The 14,306-nt window shown below is 62.9% G+C and carries 12 protein-coding genes; 3 read left to right on the top strand and 9 right to left on the bottom strand.

The annotated features are described in order from the left end of the window. Positions 1 to 61 precede the first annotated feature (61 nt). Together AMC88_RS10660 and AMC88_RS10655 are read left to right on the top strand one after the other, a co-directional pair. Complete coding sequence (locus tag AMC88_RS10660; protein WP_012483785.1) at positions 62 to 733, top strand: DsbA family oxidoreductase; 672 nt, start codon at positions 62 to 64, stop codon at positions 731 to 733. Between the two features lie 7 nt (positions 734 to 740). Further along, a complete protein-coding gene (locus AMC88_RS10655) occupies positions 741 to 1,256 on the top strand; it encodes a GrpB family protein (protein ID WP_225880708.1) in 516 nt (171 codons plus the stop codon). A gap of 125 nt (positions 1,257 to 1,381) precedes the next feature. On the opposite strand, the gene AMC88_RS34670 is transcribed toward AMC88_RS10655, so the two are convergent. From AMC88_RS34670 to AMC88_RS10635, 4 genes are read right to left on the bottom strand one after another with little or no spacing between them, the layout of a single operon-like run. Continuing rightward, a complete protein-coding gene (locus AMC88_RS34670) occupies positions 1,382 to 1,762 on the bottom strand; it encodes a DUF6896 domain-containing protein (RefSeq protein WP_012483783.1) in 381 nt (126 codons plus the stop codon). Further along, a complete protein-coding gene (locus tag AMC88_RS10645; RefSeq protein WP_012483782.1) occupies positions 1,762 to 2,226 on the bottom strand; it encodes an OsmC family protein in 465 nt (154 codons plus the stop codon). The genes AMC88_RS34670 and AMC88_RS10645 overlap by 1 nt, the downstream gene beginning before the upstream one ends. A 16-nt stretch (positions 2,227 to 2,242) precedes the next feature. After that, entirely contained in the window at positions 2,243 to 5,746 is a 3,504-nt protein-coding gene (gene mfd, locus AMC88_RS10640; protein ID WP_064825254.1) for a transcription-repair coupling factor, read from the bottom strand. Then, complete coding sequence (locus tag AMC88_RS10635; protein ID WP_004680228.1) at positions 5,743 to 6,048, bottom strand: FAD assembly factor SdhE; 306 nt, start codon at positions 6,046 to 6,048, stop codon at positions 5,743 to 5,745. The genes mfd and AMC88_RS10635 overlap by 4 nt, the downstream gene beginning before the upstream one ends. A 92-nt stretch (positions 6,049 to 6,140) precedes the next feature. On the opposite strand from AMC88_RS10635, the gene recG reads away from it, so the two are divergent. Next, positions 6,141 to 8,246 (top strand): ATP-dependent DNA helicase RecG, encoded by a 2,106-nt coding sequence (recG, locus tag AMC88_RS10630; protein ID WP_012483779.1) that lies wholly within the window; start codon positions 6,141 to 6,143, stop codon positions 8,244 to 8,246. A gap of 73 nt (positions 8,247 to 8,319) precedes the next feature. Here recG and AMC88_RS10625 read toward each other — a convergent pair whose 3' ends face one another. The 5 genes from AMC88_RS10625 to yjfF form a co-directional block, all read right to left on the bottom strand. Then, entirely contained in the window at positions 8,320 to 9,027 is a 708-nt protein-coding gene (locus AMC88_RS10625; protein ID WP_012483778.1) for a DUF502 domain-containing protein, read from the bottom strand. Positions 9,028 to 9,162: 135 nt separating this feature from the next. Further along, a complete protein-coding gene (glmS, locus tag AMC88_RS10620) occupies positions 9,163 to 10,989 on the bottom strand; it encodes a glutamine--fructose-6-phosphate transaminase (isomerizing) (protein WP_012483777.1) in 1,827 nt (608 codons plus the stop codon). Positions 10,990 to 11,099: 110 nt separating this feature from the next. After that, positions 11,100 to 12,461 (bottom strand): bifunctional UDP-N-acetylglucosamine diphosphorylase/glucosamine-1-phosphate N-acetyltransferase GlmU, encoded by a 1,362-nt coding sequence (glmU, locus tag AMC88_RS10615; protein WP_012483776.1) that lies wholly within the window; start codon positions 12,459 to 12,461, stop codon positions 11,100 to 11,102. A 74-nt stretch (positions 12,462 to 12,535) separates the two neighbouring features. Beyond that, positions 12,536 to 13,321, bottom strand: a complete 786-nt coding sequence (locus AMC88_RS10610; protein ID WP_004680233.1) for a FadR/GntR family transcriptional regulator — start codon at positions 13,319 to 13,321, stop codon at positions 12,536 to 12,538. Between the two features lie 16 nt (positions 13,322 to 13,337). Then, positions 13,338 to 14,306 (bottom strand): galactofuranose ABC transporter, permease protein YjfF, encoded by a 969-nt coding sequence (gene yjfF / locus AMC88_RS10605; protein ID WP_010016246.1) that lies wholly within the window; start codon positions 14,304 to 14,306, stop codon positions 13,338 to 13,340.

The raw sequence follows: 14,306 nt of genomic DNA, 5'->3' as shown, positions 1-14,306 counted from the left end.
GCGGCCGAACGCCTCGGCCCAATGTCTCCTTTGGAGACACACAGAAATAAGGAAGATCATCATGGAGCGTATCACCATCGACGTCGTCTCGGATGTCGTCTGCCCGTGGTGCTATCTCGGCAAGGCGCGGCTGGAGCTTGCCATTGCCGAGGTGCAAGACGAGATCGGCGTCGACACCAACTGGCGGCCGTACCGGCTCAATCCCGATTATCCCAAGGAAGGCGTCGACCAGAAGAAAGCGCTGGCCGAAAAGCTCGGCGGCGAGGAGCGCGTGGCGCAGGCGCATAAGATGCTGACCGATCTCGGCCGAGAGGTCGGCATCGCCTTCAATTTCGAAGCGATCAAGATCGGCCCGAACACGCTCGATGCGCATCGGCTGATCCATTGGGCGATGATCGAAGGCCGCGAGGCGCAGGACAAGATCGTCGCGGCCCTGTTCACGGCCAATTTCGAGGAAGGCCGCAATGTCGGCGACCACGCGGTGCTGCTCGATATCGCCGAAAAAGCTGGCCTCGATCGCTCGGTTATCGCCTCGCTGCTCGCCTCCGACGCCGATCGTGATCTGATCGTCGCCGAAATCAAGGCGGCGCAGGAAATGGGCGTCAACGGCGTGCCCTTCTTCATTTTCGACCAGCAATATGCCGTCAGCGGCGCCCAGACGCCCGATGTGCTGGCGGGTGCATTGCGCGATATTGCCAAGGCGAAGGCCGAGGCACGATCGGGGCTCAACTGAGGCGCCGATGCGAATCGCGATCGAAGAGCCGCAACCAAGTTGGGCCGAGGATTTCGCAACGCTCAAACTCGCCATCATGCGCGCCGCCCCTGCCGGCGCCTATCTGCATCACATCGGCTCGACGGCCATTCCCGGCCTCCCCGCCAAGGACATAATCGACCTCCAGCTAACCGTGACCGATCTCGACGGTGTTGATGCCGAGGCGTTCGAACGGGCTGGTTTCGAGCGCAGACCAATCGTCATCGATCATTGCCCGCCGGGACTTGAACTGGCGGAAGGTGAATTGCGCAAGGCCTTCTATCGTAGCAAAGGACGCCCCGCCAATCTGCACATGCGCGAACGGGGCCGTTTCAATCAGCGTTACTCGCTGCTTTGCCGCGACTTCCTGCGCGCACATCCGACGGCGGCAAACGCCTACGCCATGATCAAGCAGCGACTCGCCCAACGTTTTCCCGAAGACGTCGATTTCTACTACGACATCAAGGACCCGGTGTGGACGGCGCCAATGAATGGGCAAAGCTGATCTGCTGGTCGGAACCGCCGGGTGATTAGCCAAGTCCGCACTGCTTCGTGATCACCGACTGGCCCATTAGCTGGAGGAAGAGATCGTTGGTGGCGCTAAAAGCACCACGTCGCCATAGTGCCAATCTATTTGCTGTAGCGATCGTATTCTAGTACGGCTTGCTCCGCCTCCAGCCGCTCGATTGTAACGCCCATCGATTCCAGGAACAGCGTTAGTCTCCACCAATCGACTTTGACGCAATCTCCAAATTGATCATGCATATCCACGACCAACTGGGGGACAGGGTGCTCCCTAACGAACCTTAAGCCCAAACCATGTTTAACAAAATTCCACCGCTGACCATCAACGACAACAGCCCCCGATCGAGGAAAATTTAAAAGGGACGTAAAGTCATTCGCCTGTGGGTAGCCTTGGCTGAACGCCGAAAATAGTTGGCGCTGGAGGTTCACGAACTCATGGATTTTCGATGAGTGAATGGACAAAGCTCGCCCCCCATGCGGTTCCATTACAGAACCGGAATGCAGCGCACCTCAGTCTTCACCGAATTGGCGATGAAGCATTCGTCGTGGGCACGATGATGCAGGGCTTCGAGCTCGCTCAGAGAGGGCTGTTTGTTGCCAGAGAAGACCACATGTGGGCGGAGCGTCACGACGGTCATGGCGAGGCGACCTTCGGCATTCTTCTCCATCACACCCTCAGCGGCGTCGGTGTAGCTGTCGACGCACAACCCCTTCTTGACGGCGATCGACAGGAACCAGAGCATGTGGCAGCTGGAGAGCGAGGCGACGAAAGCCTCCTCCGGATCGACAGCGTCTTCGGCAGAATAGGGCAGCGGAACGACATGCGCCGATGAGGACGCCCTCACCTCGATGCCGCCGTCGAAGGTCCATCGATGGGCGCGGCTGTAGCGATTGTCGATGAAGGTCTCGCCGCTCCGCTCCCAGTTGATCGTTGCGCCGTATGTCGCCATCGCGGTCTCCCTCGGTTTACTTCGCCATCTCGGCTAATTGCGTCATGATCACGGCAGCGCCCTGCAGGCGTTTTTCCGGGGTCGGCAGGTCGCGGGTCAGGAACAGGCTGTGATCGGGGCGGATCTTCGCCATCGTGCCCTGCTTGCCGATATAACCGACGAGGTTTGCCGGGTTGGGGAATTCCTTGTTGCGGAACTGCACGACGACGCCCTTCGGGCCGGCATCGAGCTTTTCGACATTGGCGGTGCGGCAGAGTGATTTGATGTAGACGATCTTCAGGAGATGCTGAACTTCGATCGGCATCGGCCCGAAACGGTCGATCATCTCGGCGCCGAAGCCGTCGATCTCCTTGAGTTCGGTGATTTCGCCGAGACGGCGGTAGAGCGCCATGCGCAGATGCAGGTCGGGCACATAGCCCTCCGGGATCATCACCGTCGTGCCGACGGAGATTTGCGGCGACCAGCCGGTGTCGTGGATCTCGTCGACACCCTTGACCTCGGCGACCGCTTCTTCCAGCATCTGCTGATAGAGTTCGAAGCCGACCTCCTTGATGTGGCCCGACTGCTCTTCGCCGAGCAGGTTGCCGGCACCGCGAATATCGAGGTCGTGGCTTGCCAGCTGGAAGCCGGCGCCGAGCGTGTCGAGCGACTGCAGCACCTTCAGCCGGCGATCGGCCGTTGCCGTCAGCACCTTGTTGACAGGCAGGGTGAAGAGCGCGAAAGCGCGCACCTTCGAGCGCCCGACGCGGCCGCGCAGCTGATAGAGCTGGGCGAGGCCGAACATATCGGCGCGGTGGACGATCAGCGTGTTGGCTGTGGGCACGTCGAGGCCGGATTCGACGATGGTTGTGGACAACAGCACGTCGTAGCGGCCTTCATAGAAGGCGTTCATGATGTCTTCCAGTTCGCCGGCCGGCATCTGGCCGTGGGCGACGGCAACCTTCAGCTCCGGGACATCGGACTGAAGGAAGGCATGCACATCGGCGAGATCGGCAAGCCTTGGGCAGACGTAAAAACTCTGGCCGCCGCGATAGTGCTCGCGCATCAGCGTCTCGCGGATCACAAGGCTGTCGAAGGGCGAGATGAAGGTACGCACCGCCATGCGATCGACCGGCGGCGTGGTGATCAGCGACAGTTCGCGCACCCCGGTCATGGCAAGCTGCAGCGTGCGCGGGATCGGCGTGGCCGACAGCGTCAGCACATGCACGTCGCTCTTCAGCTCCTTCAGCCGCTCCTTGTGCTTGACGCCGAAATGCTGCTCTTCGTCGATGACGAGCAGGCCGAGATTGGCGAATTTGATGCCGGCGCCGAGCAGCGCATGCGTGCCGACGACGATATCGGTCTTGCCTTCGGCGACTTCCTTCTTGGTCAGCGCCAGATCCTTGGCGCCGACAAGACGGGAGGCCTGCTGGACACGCACCGGCAGGCCACGGAACCGCTCGGAAAAAGTCTTGAAATGCTGGCGGGCAAGCAAGGTCGTCGGCACGACGACGGCAACCTGGACGCCGTTCATCGCGGCGACGAAGGCGGCGCGCAGCGCCACCTCTGTCTTGCCGAAGCCGACGTCACCGCAGACCAGGCGATCCATCGGCCGGCCGGCGCCGAGATCGGAACGCACGGCGTCGATGGCATTGTCCTGGTCCTCGGTCTCGTCATAGGGGAAGCGGGCGGAAAACTCGTCGTAAAGCCCATCCGGGGTCGTCAAAACCGGCGCGTGGCGGGTCAGGCGCTCGGCGGCGATGCGGATCAGCGCATCCGCCATGTCGAGCAGCCGCTTCTTGAGCTTGGCCTTGCGCATCTGCCAGGCGCCGCCGCCGAGCTTGTCGAGCTGGGCGTCGGTGCCCTCGCCGCCGTAGCGCGAGAGCAGATCGATGTTTTCGACCGGCAGGAAGAGTTTGGCCTCATCGGCATATTGCAGTTCGAGGCAGGCATGCGGGGCGCCTGCCGCCTCGATGGTCTTCAGCCCGATGAAGCGGCCAATGCCGTGTTCGGCATGGACGACGATCGAGCCTTCATCCAGGCCCGCGACCTCGGCAATGAAATCGGCGGCGCGCTTGCGGCGTTTGGAGCGGCGCACCATGCGGTCGCCGAGAATATCCTGCTCGCCGATGACGACGAGATCGCCGGCCTCGAAGCCGGATTCGAGATTGAGCACGGCGGCGGCCGCCTCGCCTTTGCCCAGCGTGGCGAGATCTTTCAGCGCCTCGACCGGCTTGACCTTTTCCAGGCCATGCTCGTTCAGCACCTGCAGCAGGCGCTCCAGCGAACCCTCGGTCCAGGCGGTTACCAGGACCTTCGCCCCGCCGGCACGCCGGTCGGCGATATGCTTGACGACGACGTCGAAAATATTGACGCGTTCGGCGTCACCGCCGCCTTCGGCGTTCGAGCGGGCCCAGCGCTGGCCCTGGCGGGCCTCGATATTGACGACCCGCCTCGCCTCGCCCTCGATCTCGTTGAAGGGGCTGACGCGGATCGCGCCGAGCGCGTCGAGGGTTTTGGCGAAAAGCTTGCTGTCCAGGTAGAGCTGCCCCGGCGCCACCGGCTTGTAGGGTGTGCCCTGCGCCATCTGCCCCTTGGCCGGCTGGCCGGAATTCAGGCGGGCGTCGAAATAATCGAGGACGAGCTTGGAGCGTTCTTCCGCCGCCTCCCGCACTGTATGGTCGGTGACGACTCGGAAGCCGCTGAGATAATCGAAAACGGTATCGAGCTTCTCGTAGAAGAACGGCAGCCAATGCTCCATGCCGGGGTAACGGCGGCCTTCGGAGACGGCGAGATAGAGCGCGTCATCACGTGTCGTCGCGCCGAAAGCCGACAGGTAATTCTTGCGGAAGCGGCTGATCGTATCCGGCGTCAGCGTCACCTCGCTCATCGGGTTGAGATCGAGGGAGCGCACCTGACCGGTCGTGCGTTGGCTCGCCGGATCGAAGCTGCGGATCGATTCGAGCGTATCGCCGAAGAAATCAAGGCGGACCGGCTCTTCCGATCCCGGCACGAAGACGTCGAGAATGCCGCCGCGCACGGCATATTCGCCGACCTCGCGAACGGTCGCGACGCGGTCGAAGCCGTTGCGCTCCAGACGCCCGGCGAGATCGTCCATGCGCAGCTGGTTGCCTGGTCGGGCCGAAAAGCTCAGGCTTTCGATGACATCATGCGGCGCCACCTTCTGCAGCATGGCATTGGCGGTGACGAGCACGATGGCCGCATGCGGCTTTTTCCGATGGGCGATGAGGCCGCCGAGTGCGGCCAGCCGGCGGGCCGAGGTATCGGCGCTCGGCGAGACGCGGTCATAAGGCAGACAGTCCCAGGCCGGCAGGGTCAGAACCGGAATGTCCGGAGCGACGAAGCCCAGCATCTGCTCGAGATCGGCCATGCGGTGGCCGTCGGACATGACGTAGGCGACCGGCTCTCCCGTGCGGGCGAGTTCGGCGAGCAGCAGCGGTTCGAGGCCGGCAGGCACATTGCCGATCGTCAGCGGCTCGGCGATGGCCGCAAGCTTCTTCGCATCGAAACCAGGGATCATTCCGGCGTCCTGAGGGGCTTGTCGAAATCGGGCGTATAGGCGGCAAGGCGGGCAAACATCGGTGTCTGGAAACGCTCAGGCACCGGCCAGGTTCCCATGATCCAGCGGACCAGGTCATTATCCTCTTCGGCCATGATCGTCTCGAACTCGTCGAGCTCTGCGTCCGAAAGCGTCGCGATCTCGGCTTCGGCGAACTGGCCGAAGACCAGATCCATCTCGCGGATGCCGCGATGCCAGCAGCGGAAAAGGATCCGGCGGCGGCGCGGGTCGAGACCGGCACTCGTGAGCGTGACACCTGTCATGGCATTACCTTCCTGTTGATGCGCCTCTATAGACCCTGGAAAGCGGCTTGTCAGCCTTGCCAAGGCCGCATTGTTCATCGCATTTTGACCGCATGCGCCCCGCCATTCTCGATCCGCTGTTCTCCCCCATTTCGGGCCTTCCGGGCGTCGGCCCGAAGATCGCCGAACTGCTGGTCAAGCTGCTCGGTCGCGAGACGCCGGAGGATTGCCGGGTCATCGACCTCCTCTTCCACGCGCCCTTTGCGCTGATCGACCGACGCAACCAGCCTGGGATCGCCCGCGCGCCGCAGGGTGCGATCGTGACGATCACCGCCCGCGTCGACCGCCACCAGGTGCCGCCGCGCGGCAAGAGCAATGTGCCCTACCGCGTCTTCCTGCATGACGAGACCGGCGAATTGACGCTGGTCTTCTTCCGCGGTCAGGCGGCCTGGCTGGAGAAGCAGCTGCCGATCGATGCGGAGGTGACGGTCAGCGGCAAGGTCGACTGGTTCAACGGCCGCGCCTCGATGGTGCATCCCGACTATATCGTCAGGGCGGAGGAAGCGGAGAACCTGCCGCTGGTCGAGCCGATCTATCCGCTGACGGCAGGCCTTTCACCGAAAACGCTGCGCAAGATCATCGACGCCGCCCTGCCGCGATTTCCCGAGCTGCCGGAATGGATCGACCCGGCGCTGGCGCAGAAGCAGGGGCTGCCGTCTATCCGCGACAGCTTCCACATGCTGCATGAGCCGCGCGACCCGTCCGATATCGACCCGCAGGCCCCGGCGCGGCGGCGGCTCGCCTATGATGAGTTCCTCGCAGGCCAGCTTTCGCTCAGCCTGGTGCGCCAGAGGCTACGCAAGGTGGCGGGCCAGCCGGTGCTGGCGACGGGGGCGGTCAGCGGCAAGATCCTGAAGACGCTGCCCTTCTCACCCACATCGAGCCAGAACGAGGCGATCGCCGACATTCTGAAGGACATGGCCGGCACCGAGCGCATGCTGCGACTGCTGCAGGGCGATGTCGGTTCCGGCAAGACCCTGGTGGCGCTGATGTCGATGGCGGCGGTGATCGAGAGCGGCGGTCAGGCGGTGCTGATGGCGCCGACCGAAATCCTGGCGCGCCAGCACCACGCGACGATCTCCAAATTCGCCGCCTCCGCCGGCCTCGGCATCGAGGTGCTGACCGGTCGCACCAAGGGACGCGAAAGGGAGGAGATCCTGGAGCGCATCGCCTCCGGCGCGGCACAGATCGTCATCGGCACGCACGCGCTTTTCCAGGACAGCGTCACCTACGACAAGCTGATGCTGGCCGTCGTTGACGAGCAGCATCGTTTCGGCGTGCATCAGCGCCTCCGGCTGACCGCCAAGGGCATCTCGCCGCACATGCTTGTCATGACGGCGACGCCGATCCCGCGCACGCTGGTGCTCGCCGCCTTCGGCGACATGGACGTTTCAAAGCTCACGGAAAAACCGGCCGGCCGCAAGCCGATCCAGACAATCACGGTGCCGATGGAGCGCACCGGCGAAATCGTCGGTCGGCTGCAGAGCGCGCTTGCCGAGGGCAAGAAGGCCTACTGGATCTGCCCGCTGGTCGAAGACTCCGAAGAACTCGACCTGATGTCGGCCGAGGAGCGGCATGCCACGCTTAGTACCGCACTCGGCCCCGATATCGGCCTTATCCACGGCCGCATGAGCGGACCGGAGAAGGATGCGGCGATGATGGCGTTCAAGAACGGCGAGACCCGGCTGCTCGTCGCCACCACCGTCGTCGAGGTCGGCGTCGACGTGCCGGATGCGACGATCATGGTGATCGAACATGCCGAACGCTTCGGCCTGGCGCAATTGCACCAGCTGCGCGGCCGGGTCGGACGCGGCGACGAGGCCTCGACCTGCATCCTGCTCTACAAAGGGCCGCTCGGCGAGACCGGCCACGCCCGGCTTTCGATCATGCGGGAAACGGAAGACGGTTTCCGCATCGCCGAGGAGGATCTGAAGCTGCGCGGCGAAGGCGAGCTGCTCGGCACCCGCCAGTCCGGCACGCCGGGTTTTCGCATCGCCAGCCTCGAGGCGCATGCCGATCTGCTGGAGATCGCCCGCAAGGATGCGGCCTATCTCATCGAGCGCGATCCGGAGCTGACCAGCGAAAGAGGACAGGCGATCCGCACCCTGCTCTATCTCTTCCGCCGCGACGAGGCGATCCGTTTCCTCAGGGCGGGATAAAGCACGCCGCCGCGCGCTTTCTTTCCATGCATGTCGTTATCCCAAAGCCGCCAAACACTTTGGGCGACATGCATCAATCCGCTTTTGAAACCGCCACCGGCTTCGGCCGCGGCAGATGCTTTTGCTTCGGCTCGGACGGCGTGTGTCCGGGGGCGACGAGGCCACCCGAAATCAGGAATTTGGCGGCGTCTTCCGGGCTCATATCGAGCAGGACGATCTTTTCGCGCGGCACGAAGACGAGGAAGCCGGCCGTCGGCACCGGCGTCGGCGGCAGGAACACGGCGACCATATCCTGGCCCATGGCATTGAACTTCGAGGCGATCTCGCCCTTGGCGTCGGTGGCGACGAAGACCAGCGCCCAGAGGCCCGGGCCCGGATATTCAATGAGGCCGACCTTCTTGAAGGAGTTCGCCTGCTCCTTCAGCACGGTTTCGAAAATCTGCTTCACGCTTTTATAGATCGTGCGCACCAACGGCATGCGCTGGACGATCGATTCGCCGAAACGGACGATGCTCTGGCCGATGAGATTCTTGCCGAGGAAGCCGACGACGGTGATGAGCACGACGGCGATCAGCAGGCCGAAGCCAGGAATGGCGAAATTGAGATAGCTTTCCGGATTCCAGCGCGCCGGAATGTAGGGCCTGACCCAGCTATCCGACCAGTGGATGAAGGTCCAGGTCAGCCAGATGGTGATCGCGATCGGCGCGCAGATGATCAGGCCCGCGAGAAAATTGTTTCTCAGCCGGGTTGCGACCGGCGTTCTGGGGGTATTGTCGGTCATCGTTTCCTGATGAGCTCCATCTCAGTCCTGGACAGGTCGGTACGCCGGCCTTTCCCCCTTGTCCGCACACCAAAATTGCCAGAATTCGGGGCATCGCACAATATGTTTCGGCGTCAGGAATCCGGCCTTTCGGGCTTATTCGACGGTCACGGATTTGGCCAGATTGCGGGGCTGATCGACATCGGTGCCCATGAAGACGGCAGTGTGATAAGCGAGCAGCTGGATCGGCAGCGAGAAGATCATCGGCGCGATGATTTCATCGACGACAGGCAGAGTAATCGTCGCCATGGTCGGCAGTTTCGAGGCCGCTGCACCCGCTTCGTCGGTGATGAAGATGATGCGGCCGCCGCGGGCTGCGACCTCCTGCATGTTGGAGACGGTCTTTTCGAAGAAACGGTCATAGGGGGCGATGACGATGACAGGCATGTTCTCGTCGATCAGCGCGATCGGCCCGTGCTTCAATTCGCCGGCGGCATAGCCTTCGGCGTGGATATAGGAGATTTCCTTGAGCTTCAGCGCCCCTTCCATGGCAAGCGGGAAGCTGGTGCCGCGGCCGAGATAAAGCACGTCCTTGCATTTCGACAGTTCCCGCGACAGGCTTTCCATCTGCGGCTGGATGAGGTTCAGCACCCGGCTCATGACGCGCGGCATTTCGGCGAGATGGCGCACCAGCGCCCTCTCCTCCTCAGCGCTGACCGTGCCGCGTGCCTTACCGGCGCCGATCGCCAGCGATGCCAGCACGGCGAGTTGGCAGGTGAAGGCCTTCGTCGAGGCGACGCCGATTTCCGGGCCGGCCATGATCGGAAAGACGGCATCGGATTCGCGGGCGATGGTCGATTCGCGGACATTGACGACGGCGCCGATTTTCAGGCCGTTGTCGCGGCAATAACGCAGCGAGGCCAGCGTATCGGCGGTCTCCCCGGACTGCGAGATGAAGAGTGCCGCCTGCGAGGGCGAGAGCGGCATTTCGCGGTAACGGAATTCGGAGGCGACGTCGATCTCGACCGGCAGACGGGCATAACGCTCGAACCAGTATTTGCCGACGAGACCGGCGAGATAGGCCGTGCCGCAAGCCGAGATCGCCAGGCCGGTCGCCGCCTTGAAGTCGATCGCCGCGGCATTGGCGCCGATCGTGTTCTCGGCGAAATCGACATAATGGCTCAGCGCATGGGAGATGACCTCCGGCTGCTCGTAGATTTCCTTTTCCATGAAGTGGCGGTGATTGCCCTTGTCGACGACATAGGCGGTCGCCTGCGAGATCTGGCGGGCGCGCTTGACCGGTTTGCCGGCGAAATCCAGGACCGAGACGCTATCGCGGGTGATGACCGCGCAGTCGCCGTCGACGAGATAGGTGATCTCATTGGTGAAGGGCGAGAGTGCGATGGCGTCCGAACCGAGGAACATCTCGCCGCGGCCATAGCCGACGGCAAGCGGCGGGCCGGAGCGGGCGGCCATGATCGTGCCGGGATCGGCCTTGAGCATGACGGCCAACGCATAGGCGCCGGTCACCCGGTTCAGCATCTTCAACATGGCGGCGCGCGGATCGAGGCCCTCGCGCAGATATTTTGCCATCAGCTGGGCGACGACCTCAGTGTCGGTCTGGGTTTCGAAGACCGAGCCCTCCTCGGTCAGTTCGTCGCGTAGCTCGGAGAAGTTTTCAATGATGCCATTATGGACGACGGCGACACCTTCGACGAAATGCGGATGGGCATTGGTCTCGTTCGGAACACCGTGGGTCGCCCAGCGCGTATGGGCGATGCCGACTGTGCCGGGCAGCGGTTCGGCGTCGAGACGCTTTTCCAGATTGAAGAGCTTACCCTCGGCGCGGCGGCGATCCATCACGCCCTCGTGGATCGTGGCGACACCGGCGGAATCATAACCCCGATATTCGAGACGCTTCAGCGCATCGACCAGCCGCCCGGCTACAGGCTGAGTTCCGACGATCCCCACAATTCCGCACATGCAACATCCCCATAAGCCTTCGATAACGAGGCCAGTCCTAACGATTTCCGCTTATTTCTCAATGGCCTCGGCGGTCACTTTCAATTTCCGCCGGTTACGCAAAACGTCCCTCAGGCTTTCGCCCTCTTCGCCGCCTTGATGGCGAGCGCGCGTTCGCGCAGCAGCTTCGCGCGCTCGGGCTTGATCTCCTGGCGGGCGCGACCGAGCGCCAGCGCATCGGCCGGGACGTCGGCGGTGATAACGCTGCCGGAGCCGACGTAGGCGCCGTCGCCGATCGTCACCGGCGCGACCAGCGAGGAATTGGAGCCGATGAAAGCGTTCTCGCCGATCACCGTTTCGCTCTTGTTGACCCCGTCATAATTGCAGGTGATCGTGCCGGCGCCGATATTGCTGCCGGCGCCGACGACGGCATCGCCGATATAGGTGAGATGGTTGACCTTGGCGCCCTCACCGATCCGGCCATTCTTGACTTCGCAGAAATTGCCGACCTTCGCACCATTGGCGAGATCGGCCCCCGGCCGCAACCGGCCGAAGGGGCCGACGGTCGCGCCCTCACTGACATGGGCGCCTTCGATATGCGAGAAGGCGTGAATGACGGCGCCGCTGTCGATCACCGCGCCGGGACCGAAGACCACGTTCGGCTCGATCAGCGCATCTTGGCCGATGATCGTATCGTAGGAGAGGAACACCGTTTCCGGTGCGATCATGGTGACGCCCGCCAGCATCATCTCGCGGCGGCGGCGCTCCTGCCAGAAGCGCTCGATGACGGCGAGTTCGGCGCGGTTGTTGCAGCCGGTCATCTCGATTTCAGGGGCATCGACGGCGGTGACGCGCCCGCCGAGCGAGCGGGCGATCTCGACGAGATCGGTCAGATAGAATTCACCCTTGGCATTGGAATTGCCGATGCGCGAGAGCAGGTCGAGCGCCTTGCGGCCGTTGATCGCCATCAATCCGCTGTTGCACCAGGTCACAGTGCGCTCGGCATCGGTCGCATCCTTCTCCTCGCGGATGGCGATGAGTTCGCCATCCTTGACAAGCAGGCGGCCGTAGCCGGTCGGGCGGTCGGAGTGGAAACCGATGACGACGATGTCGCTGCCATCGGCAAGACCCTGGCGGGCGGCTTTCAACGGGGCGTCAGTCTGCAGCGGCACGTCGCCATAGGTGACGAGGATATCGTCATAGCCCTTGGCGATCGCGTCGCGGGCAGCCAGCACTGCGTGGCCGGTGCCGAGGCGATCCTTCTGCAGGTAGGATTCGATGCCGACGCCGTCGATGCTGGCGGCCTTGGCCACCTCTTCGGCATCGCGGCCGACGACAAGGGCGACGGAGGAAATGCCGGCGGAGGCGACGGCCTCGACGACATGGGCGATCATCGGCCGCCCGGCGACCGGATGCAGCACCTTCGATTTCGAGGATTTCATCCGCGTGCTGTCACCGGCAGCAAGGATGACGGCAAGACAAGTACGTTCCATGATCGGCTCCGCGAATCCGCGCCATGAGGCAGCTTTGTTGCCTCATACTGCATAATTCCTGAAATCGGAATCGATTACTTCGGTGAAATTTCGGGTGAAAGCGGTTCCGTGGCGGCAGGAGAGTCGCTGGTCGCGAAGGCTTCGCGCACATGATCGCGGCCGTCCAGGATGACGACTTCCATCGCCCGGCGCGCGGCGGCGCTGTCACCGGAAGCGATGGCATCGACGATGCGCATATGGGTCTCGGCAATATTGGCAAATCCGTTTTCGGAAGGCGGCGTGCTGATGCGGAACATGCCGACGAGAGCCGCCTCGATAAGGCTGCCGAGGGTGCGCATGAACGGATTGTGCGAGGCTTCGGCGAGCGCCAGGTGAAAGTGCAGGTCGGCAAGCGCCAGGCTGTCGGCCGTGTGGCCGCTCGCGGCCATCTCCTCGGCCAGCCCGCGCAGCGTCTCGATTTCCTCGGCATTGGCCCGCTCGGCGACGAGGCCGGCGGCGAAGGGTTCGACGGCAAGGCGGATATCGTAAAGCTGCAACAGGAATTCTTCCGTCACATCGTTGTCGAAGTGCCAGGCGATAATCTCGCTGTCGAACATGTTCCAGAGGTTCTTCTCGGTCACACGTGTGCCGACGCGCGCCTTGGCGACGACCATGCCCTTGGCAGCGAGCGTCTTCATCGTCTCGCGCAAGACCGTGCGCGACACCTTGAAGCGTTGCGCCAGTTCCGTATCGCCAGGCAGGATCGAGCCGACGGGATAGGTGCCTGCGACGATCGCCTTGCCGAGCTCGTCGACCACCTGCGCGTGGCTCGTCCGGGTCCGGCGCCCTGTCTTGCGTGTCTCGATCAATTTGTTGCGCAAGCGATCCGTCTCCTCCTCAGGCATACCTCTTGTTCAGACTGGAAAGGAACAGGATCGCCTTCTGCATCAGGATGAATGCAAACAGCAGAAGGCCGATCAGGATCTTCGTCCACCAGCTCGACAGCGTGCCGTCGAAGGTGATGTAGGTCTGAATGAGCCCCTGAATCAGGATACCGATCAAGGTTCCCGCCACGAATCCCGCTCCGCCGGTCAGCAGCGTCCCTCCGATGACGACCGCCGCGATCGCGTCGAGTTCGACGCCGACCGCCGCAAGAGAATATCCAGCAGAGGTGTACAGCGAAAAAACGATTCCGGATAGGCCAGCGAGAAAACCCGACAGCGCATAGATCTGGATCGTCGTGCGGCCGACCGGCACGCCCATCAGCCGCGCCGTCTGCGGACCGCCGCCGAGTGCATAGACATTGGTGCCGAAGCGGGTGCGGTGGGCGATGAAAATGCCGGCGGCGAAGACGAGAAGCATGATGGCGCCGATCAGCGTCAGCCGCCCGCCTCCGGGCAGCCGCCAATAGAGGCTCGTCAACGTCGAATAATAGTCGTGGTTGATCGGAATGCTGTCGATCGAGAGCACGAAGGCGATACCGCGCGCCAGGAACATGCCGGCCAGCGTGACGATAAAGGCCGGCATTTCGAGATAATGGATGATCGCGCCCATCACGGCACCGAAGGCGGTGGTGATGATGAGGACGAGGGCGAAGGCGAGCAGCGGATGGATCGACGTGTTCTGCAGGATGACGGCAAGAAATACGCCGGTAAAGGCGATGACCGAGCCGATCGACAGATCGATGCCGCCGGAGATGATGACGAAGGTCATGCCGACCGCGGCAATGCCGAGAAAGGCGTTGTCGGTCAAAAGATTGCCGATGACGCGCGTCGACAGCATGTTGGGATATTGCAGCGTACAGCCGGCATAGGCGAGCACGAAGATGACGATGGTCGCAAGCAGAGGCAGGTATTTGGAGTTCAT

Source organism: Rhizobium phaseoli (assembly GCF_001664385.1).
GTDB lineage: Bacteria > Pseudomonadota > Alphaproteobacteria > Rhizobiales > Rhizobiaceae > Rhizobium > Rhizobium phaseoli.
Note: the sequence above shows the minus strand (reverse complement) of the source record. Positions and strands in the feature narration are given on the sequence as shown.

Bases quoted from the DNA above. Each gene is read 5' to 3' on its own strand.
- yjfF (WP_010016246.1), bottom strand. From the start codon at position 14,306: ATGAACTCCAAATACCTGCCTCTGCTTGCGACCATCGTCATCTTCGTG.
- AMC88_RS10655 (WP_225880708.1), top strand. From the start codon at position 741: ATGCGAATCGCGATCGAAGAGCCGCAACCAAGTTGGGCCGAGGATTTC.
- AMC88_RS10635 (WP_004680228.1), bottom strand. From the start codon at position 6,048: ATGACAGGTGTCACGCTCACGAGTGCCGGTCTCGACCCGCGCCGCCGC.
- glmS (WP_012483777.1), bottom strand. From the start codon at position 10,989: ATGTGCGGAATTGTGGGGATCGTCGGAACTCAGCCTGTAGCCGGGCGG.
- AMC88_RS10660 (WP_012483785.1), top strand. From the start codon at position 62: ATGGAGCGTATCACCATCGACGTCGTCTCGGATGTCGTCTGCCCGTGG.
- AMC88_RS10625 (WP_012483778.1), bottom strand. From the start codon at position 9,027: ATGACCGACAATACCCCCAGAACGCCGGTCGCAACCCGGCTGAGAAAC.
- AMC88_RS10645 (WP_012483782.1), bottom strand. From the start codon at position 2,226: ATGGCGACATACGGCGCAACGATCAACTGGGAGCGGAGCGGCGAGACC.
- mfd (WP_064825254.1), bottom strand. From the start codon at position 5,746: ATGATCCCTGGTTTCGATGCGAAGAAGCTTGCGGCCATCGCCGAGCCG.
- recG (WP_012483779.1), top strand. From the start codon at position 6,141: ATGCGCCCCGCCATTCTCGATCCGCTGTTCTCCCCCATTTCGGGCCTT.
- glmU (WP_012483776.1), bottom strand. From the start codon at position 12,461: ATGGAACGTACTTGTCTTGCCGTCATCCTTGCTGCCGGTGACAGCACG.
- AMC88_RS34670 (WP_012483783.1), bottom strand. From the start codon at position 1,762: ATGGAACCGCATGGGGGGCGAGCTTTGTCCATTCACTCATCGAAAATC.